A 6,657-nucleotide genomic window follows, 5' to 3' on the forward strand; every position below is an offset into this window, starting at 1 on the left:
AGAGTAGAACGTCGCCTGGTTTACCAAAGTATCAGCTAATCAGCTGGTGCTTTTTTTATTTTGGATTCGTTAATTGTTGATATTTAATAAATATTAAAGGACTGTCAATTTTTGATAGTCCTTTAAAGTCCTTTGTACAAAATTTGAATACCAAGAACTTTAAGTAACAGAATCTGGTCATTCAGAGTTACCTATAATCGTAGGAATTGTATCAAATTGTTTAAAAACATAAGTTTCATTATCGATTTTTATTTTAAAAGTTCTTCTTTTTTTATCATACATGATTTTCAAATTATGAAACTTAGAACTATTAATTACATACGTCGTATCTGTTTTCTGTGAATAAGTTCCTTTATCTACTTCATTACGATTATAATAATAAAATGTATGATGGTCCTCTTCATCAAATACTATGGTTGCAAATGGAAGTTTTTTGCTTTGGTAAGTTCCTATTAAAGTTGACTCATCGAAATTCTGTATTTTAGGCATGTTTATAGCTAAAATAATAAATACAAAAACTAATAATAGAATAATACATTTATCAACCCAATTTTTCCTTTTAACCTCAGGCATTTCGATCTTCACTCCTTCCCTAATTAAAAAATATTTAAAGAAATGAAGAACTATTCTAAATACAACAATTTAATACAGAGTTATTTAATCTTTGAATTAAACATATTATCTAGCAATTGATGTAATAATCCTAGTTGAACAATTAATAATAATAAGAAAACGAACTGTTCATAACAGTTCGTTTTCTGTAAAAAGGATTAGTACTTTAAAGAAGTTAATTATTTGGTTTATCCACTTTTTTTAAAATAACTGTACTTATAGTATCTTTCCAGTAAATTTCATAATATACTTCTTTTTCCTTATCAATAAACTCACATCCGCCACACTCTCTTTTTTTACCATGAAATTCACCAGATTGATTTAATAAAAACTTCTCTCCTCCGATCGTTCCATTATTATAACTAATCAAATAGCGTGAGTATGACTTAAATAAATCTTTATCATATTTACCTTTATATTTTATAGTTGTTTGGTATATGATATCAGTTCCCCCTAAAGTCAATTCATGAAAAATTCCCCAGTTATTATCGTCTCCTTTAAAACTAACAGATTTAGTACTAAATAAATGATTTGCAATTTCTTCGTGAACTGTAGTAATTGGGTTAAATAAGAACAATAAACTGAAAGTAAGATGAGCTATTGTCTTTTTCATTTTAAACCTCCAGTTTTTATAATTAATATTCAATTAAATGATGTGTTTTTATACAATGATAGATCTTTATTTAACTAAATTTCTATTTGCTACAAATTTGGAAGATATAATTATTACTTTTATTGGCCTACAGGGAGTATGAAACTTAAGGTAGAGTACTTACCTGAAGGGGAAAAAGTTGTAGAATATTTTTATTAAAAACATATAGTAAATAATATAGGTCATCTTTACTTTTCAACTTACAAATAGTATGATGATTTCAATAAGTTAGATTTCAATGAACATAAAAATAAATGAGGTGCATTTTGTGAGTGCGGTAGGTTCTAAATAGGAAAAAAATAAATGAAATAAATAGGATGAAAAAAAGGGGAATTTTTTAGAATTCGTACCCTTAATTTTGTCATGTATTTATTTCAAACCTATGAAGATACCTACAATACTTTATAATGCGTGTAATGAAATTAGTATGGCTATTCTGTTATAGCTTATTTAACTATATTTCAATTATGATTGCCTTGTAATGTGATTAAAGCTGCGGTATCTCCGCAGCTTTTTTTATATTTTTTCGGGTAAAATCTTTAATTCTATAAATCATTGGAATCTAACGGGTAGGTATCTCCATTTATGATCGATTAAATCATATTAAAGAGGAGAATTAAAATTGAATAATATAACATTTGAAAAATTACAATATAACGAGTTAAAAGAAAATGTAAAATCTTATTGTGTAAGTGGATTAGGTAAAAAATTGATAAATCAGTTAGAACCTAGTACCAATATAAAAGTAGTTAAAAATAGGTTAAACGAGACAACTGAAGCTCGGGCAATATTAGATGTAGAAGGACATGTGCCATTTTTAGGTGTCTCTAACATTGAAAATATTATTCAAAATCTTGAAAAGGGCATGATATTAGATCCGAGTGATTTAATCAGTGTTTCGGACTTTTTAAGAGGATGTAGAAGAATTAAAAAGTTTATGCAAGATAACGTATTTTTTGCTCCAATTCTCGCTTCTTATGCAAACTCAATGAGTGAATTTACAAGTATTGAAGATGAGATTAACTTCTCAATTAAAGGAAACAGCGTTGATTCTGCGGCAAGTAAGGATCTTAAACGGATACGAAATAATATTGAATCAGTTGAAGAGAAAATTAAAGATCGTTTAAATAAATTTCTAAGTAGTAGTGCAAATAAAATGTATATTCAGGACTTTTTTATAAGTAAGAAAGATGACCGATATACAATACCAATTAAAGCTTCCTTTAAGAAGCAAGTTCCTGGATCAATTATTGAAGTTTCTTCTAAAGGGGCAACAGTCTTTATTGAACCGAATACAGTAACTAAATTAAACAGTGAGTTAGCAAGCCTAAAGGCTGAAGAGGCAATGGAAGAATATCAAATATTAGCTACCCTTTCAGGAATGATTTTAGAAAATATTTATGAAATAAATATAAATATGGAGTTAATTAGCCAATATGATATGGTGTTTGCTAAAGCTAAGTTTAGCAAGCATATTGGTGGATTTGAGCCGAAATTAAATGACTTTGGATATATTAAGTTAGTTGATTGCAAACATCCACTATTAACAGGTAATGTAGTTCCGCTTAATTTTGAGATAGGAGAAAGTTATCGTAGTTTAATCATTACTGGACCTAATGCGGGTGGAAAGACGGTCGTTCTGAAAACAATTGGTTTACTAACCTTAGCAACAATGTCAGGCTTCCATATTGTTGGAGACGCGGGGACTGAAATTGCAGTATTTGAAAAGATCTTTGTTGATATTGGTGATAATCAGAGTTTAGAAAATGCACTAAGCACATTTTCATCACATATGAAAAACCTTTCTGATATTATGGGTGTTTCTAATAATAATACACTTTTACTATTTGATGAAATAGGAAGTGGTACGGAACCTAATGAAGGATCAGCACTAGCAATTTCTATTTTGGAAGAATTTTACCTTATGGGATGTATTACAGTTGCAACTACCCATTATGGTGAAATAAAACGCTTTTCAGAAATGCACAGTGATTTTATGAATGCAGCAATGCGATTTAATAGTGAAACACTAGAACCAATGTATAAGTTAATTATCGGGAAATCAGGAGAAAGTAATGCTCTATGGATTTCTAAGAAAATGAATATTCGCGAAAATGTACTACAAAGAGCGAAAGAATATATGGAAAATAAAGAATATAGATTAGAAAAAGTAATTGAAAGTGCAATAAGGAGACCAAAGATTGTCAAACTGAGATCTGAAGAAAAGGTTAACTATCAAAAAGGTGATCGAGTAAAATTATTAGACTATGATAATTTTGGAATTGTCTATAAAGAAATCGATAATTTCTACAATCTCATTATTTTTTACAATGGTGATTTTTTGGAAGTGAATGAAAAACGAATATCTTTAGAAGTAAGGGTTGCTGAACTTTATCCAGAAGGATATGACTTAGATACGTTATTTGTTGATTATGCGACAAGGAAATTACAGCACGATATTGAACGAGGTTCGAAAAAGGCACTTCGAAAAATTCAAAAAGGAATGAGAAGTAACGGGGATTGATATTACAGCTGTTTTCAATCAGCAAATTATTGCACTTTGTATACAAACAAAAACTTCAGCCTAAAATCTGATGTTTTTGATTTGAGAAAAAATTCATTTTCAAGAAAACAAAACAAATTTAAGCTTAAATGAATAGACTATACCAAACTACATGATTGGGGTCTTGGTATGAGGAAATTTTCTTATATAGATTTAATCGCCACGTTAAATATAGAAGATGCACATCCAGGTGGGTTTGATTTAACAAAGAAAACATTAAGATTTCTTCCGTTGAAATCAGATAGCCAAGTTTTAGAGGTTGGATGCGGTTCAGGTAAAACTGCTAGCTATTTATATGAAAGTTTCAATTGCTCAATTACAACAATCGATATAAACAGTCGGATGCTGGCTAATGCAAGAAAACGTTTTAACAAAAAGAAAATTCCAGTTACTCTGCATCAAGCAAGTGCAGAAAACCTTCCTTTTAAGGATAATTCATTTGATATTATTATTTCGGAATCAGTAACAAGCTTCACTAATGTAGATAAATCATTACATGAATATGTAAGAGTGTTAAAAAAAGGTGGGTATTTTCTTGCTATAGAAATGACATCAGAGAGACCATTAACACTAAAAGAAGAAAGTGAAATTAAGGATGTTTATGGTATTTCAAAAGTAAAAACGGTAAGAGAGTGGGAACAAGCATTAATCAAAGGGGGGTTTAGAGACTATAAAATCCTAAAAGGAAATACAATAATGAATACATTAACAAATCCAACTGATTCACTACCATTTCAAAAGTTACCACCGGAGGGAATTGAATTACTTCATAGATTTCAAGAGATACTAGTGCGTTATAAAGATGTGTTAGGATATAGGATATTTTTATGTAGAAAAAGATAGGCATAATAGCTTATCTTTTTTGTTTGGTTTACAAAACTGGATTTGATTAATATAAAGGTATTAGACTTTTATATCCGAAAATTTAAGTTGATTTGACCAAACTAGTCCAATAATTCCAAGCTATTAAATATTCATCTAAATCATTTGGATGATGTCTTATACATGTAGCTAACCTAAAATATAATCCAACTAATACGTTTTTATACAGTGTGTGAGAATCATTATTTTGTAAATTCTTTAAATGACTGACTGCCACGGAAATGGTTTCTTTTGTTAGATTATCTGGTGAAGAGCAAAAGGCATATATTAAATCATAAAGTGGATCACCAAACACTGGAGTAGGATCAATAATTCCTCTTAAATCGCCATTATTAAAAATAAAATTATGTATACCGCAGTCACCGTGTAATATATAAGGTTCTCCTTGAAAAGTGATTTGATTGTTTATAATAGAAAAGATAAGTGTATGATCTGGCTTATCTAAATACGAATCTAAAATTTGATAAGACTCAGTCATTCTACTCATAAGAAAATCTGACCATGAATTCCTTAAATCATCTGTCCATCCCCAACCTGGAGTATTAGGGTAGGATTCGTAATTATTTATTAACTGTTCAACAAGTGATATAAGTAATTCTTTTTTGTTTTTTTTAACATAATTTGTGCTACCTGGAATAAATGGATAAACTATGTATTTAAATGTTTTTTCAGCAAATAGTAAATCAGGTAATATATATACTTTGTTATAGAAATTAAGAAAATATGCTTCTGATTCTAGTACACGAGGATCATTAAACTTAACTATATACTTACTCTCGTTTTTTATGTTACTTAGAAGATAGATATTGCTTGATGTTCCACCTGTTAGTTGAGTGTACTTAATTTCTTTTATGTTAATTAAATTCATTTATTACTGATTCTATTTGCATAATATCCTCGCCTTCATTATTAATAATGTACTTATTTCAGTATACTCTTGTAAATTAACGGTCACCATGAGGATAGATTGGAAAATGCTTATTAATCTCTAATTTATTAATGATTAAAAATGTTTTGGAAAATTTAAAGGCAAATGTACATAAACAAATTATGAATATAATTATTATGACTTGAATGATTTTTTTCATATTGCTTTTATTCTTTAACTAATGAGAGGAAGTTATTTTTGTAATAGTAATTAAAAGTATTATTTGATAGTTTCATGACCTTTTCACAAATAAAAGGGTGTCTCAAAAGTCAGCAATTGACTAAAGAGACATACCCACAGTAATTAGATATAAAATTTTATTAAGCTATTAAAAAAAGAATAATGCAGCTAATGCGACTCCTGCAACAAAACCGAGTGCAATTGAAATACCGAACCCACAGCCGAAGAATCCGCATCTAAATCCATCTCTGTCAAAATCTCTATTGTCTCTTCTGTCGTCTCTTCTATCAAATCTTCTGTCAAATCTTCTATCGAATCGATCATCAAATCGATTGTCAACGCGATTACCAAACATATTATCAAAACGATTTCCATTGTTTGAACTTCTATTTGAAAAATTTCTTTCTGAGAAATTTCTATTAGATTGGTTTCTGTTCATGTTATTTCTATTACGATTGGATGATCTATTAGAAGAGTTCTGACGATTTTGATTGACTGGTTCAATAAAAACTCGATCATCAGTTACTCTAGTAATACGACCAACGTGCTCGTTTCCTTCTTTATCGAAAATGCGTACAACCTGCCCTCTAAAATTATTACATAATTGATGGGCTTCATTACATTGCATAACAATTCCTCCTTTTCTTGTACTAATCTATGGAAGAGGAATAGTTTGTGCCTGTACTTATACCTAGTTGTACAATTAACTAATTAATTTGTTTGAAATGTACGTAAATTATTTTTGTTAACTCTTTGTAAAAGAAATGATTGCAATCATTTGGACGAGATGGTATATTTGTTTATGTTGTCACTACAAAACAAGTTGGAACAACAAAAAAA

At 29.2% G+C, this 6,657-nt stretch carries 6 protein-coding genes; 2 read left to right on the plus strand and 4 right to left on the minus strand.

What is annotated here, in order from left to right:
• Window positions 1-177: 177 nt before the first annotated feature.
• Window positions 178-573 carry a hypothetical protein gene (locus COI44_RS19280; protein WP_098429382.1) on the minus strand — a complete coding sequence of 132 codons (396 nt, stop codon included), beginning with the start codon at window positions 571-573 and terminating at the stop codon, window positions 178-180.
• A 214-nt stretch (window positions 574-787) separates the two neighbouring features.
• Window positions 788-1,225 carry a hypothetical protein gene (locus COI44_RS19285; protein WP_098429383.1) on the minus strand — a complete coding sequence of 146 codons (438 nt, stop codon included), beginning with the start codon at window positions 1,223-1,225 and terminating at the stop codon, window positions 788-790.
• A 661-nt stretch (window positions 1,226-1,886) separates the two neighbouring features.
• On the opposite strand from COI44_RS19285, the gene COI44_RS19290 reads away from it, so the two are divergent.
• Both COI44_RS19290 and COI44_RS19295 read left to right on the plus strand, forming a co-directional pair.
• Window positions 1,887-3,788: an endonuclease MutS2 gene (locus COI44_RS19290; RefSeq protein ID WP_098429384.1), complete on the plus strand. Its 1,902-nt coding sequence runs from the start codon at window positions 1,887-1,889 to the stop codon at window positions 3,786-3,788.
• Between the two features lie 168 nt (window positions 3,789-3,956).
• On the plus strand, window positions 3,957-4,670 hold the full coding sequence (locus COI44_RS19295) for a class I SAM-dependent methyltransferase (RefSeq protein ID WP_098429385.1): 714 nt from the start codon (window positions 3,957-3,959) through the stop codon (window positions 4,668-4,670).
• A gap of 82 nt (window positions 4,671-4,752) precedes the next feature.
• Here COI44_RS19295 and COI44_RS19300 read toward each other — a convergent pair whose 3' ends face one another.
• Window positions 4,753-5,577, minus strand: coding sequence for a phosphotransferase (locus COI44_RS19300; protein ID WP_098429386.1), 825 nt, complete (start codon window positions 5,575-5,577; stop codon window positions 4,753-4,755).
• Window positions 5,578-5,965: 388 nt separating this feature from the next.
• On the minus strand, window positions 5,966-6,445 hold the full coding sequence (locus COI44_RS19305) for a hypothetical protein (RefSeq protein ID WP_098429387.1): 480 nt from the start codon (window positions 6,443-6,445) through the stop codon (window positions 5,966-5,968).
• Window positions 6,446-6,657 lie beyond the last annotated feature (212 nt).

Source organism: Bacillus sp. AFS088145, from assembly GCF_002564465.1.
In the GTDB taxonomy this organism is placed as follows: domain Bacteria; phylum Bacillota; class Bacilli; order Bacillales; family Bacillaceae_G; genus Gottfriedia.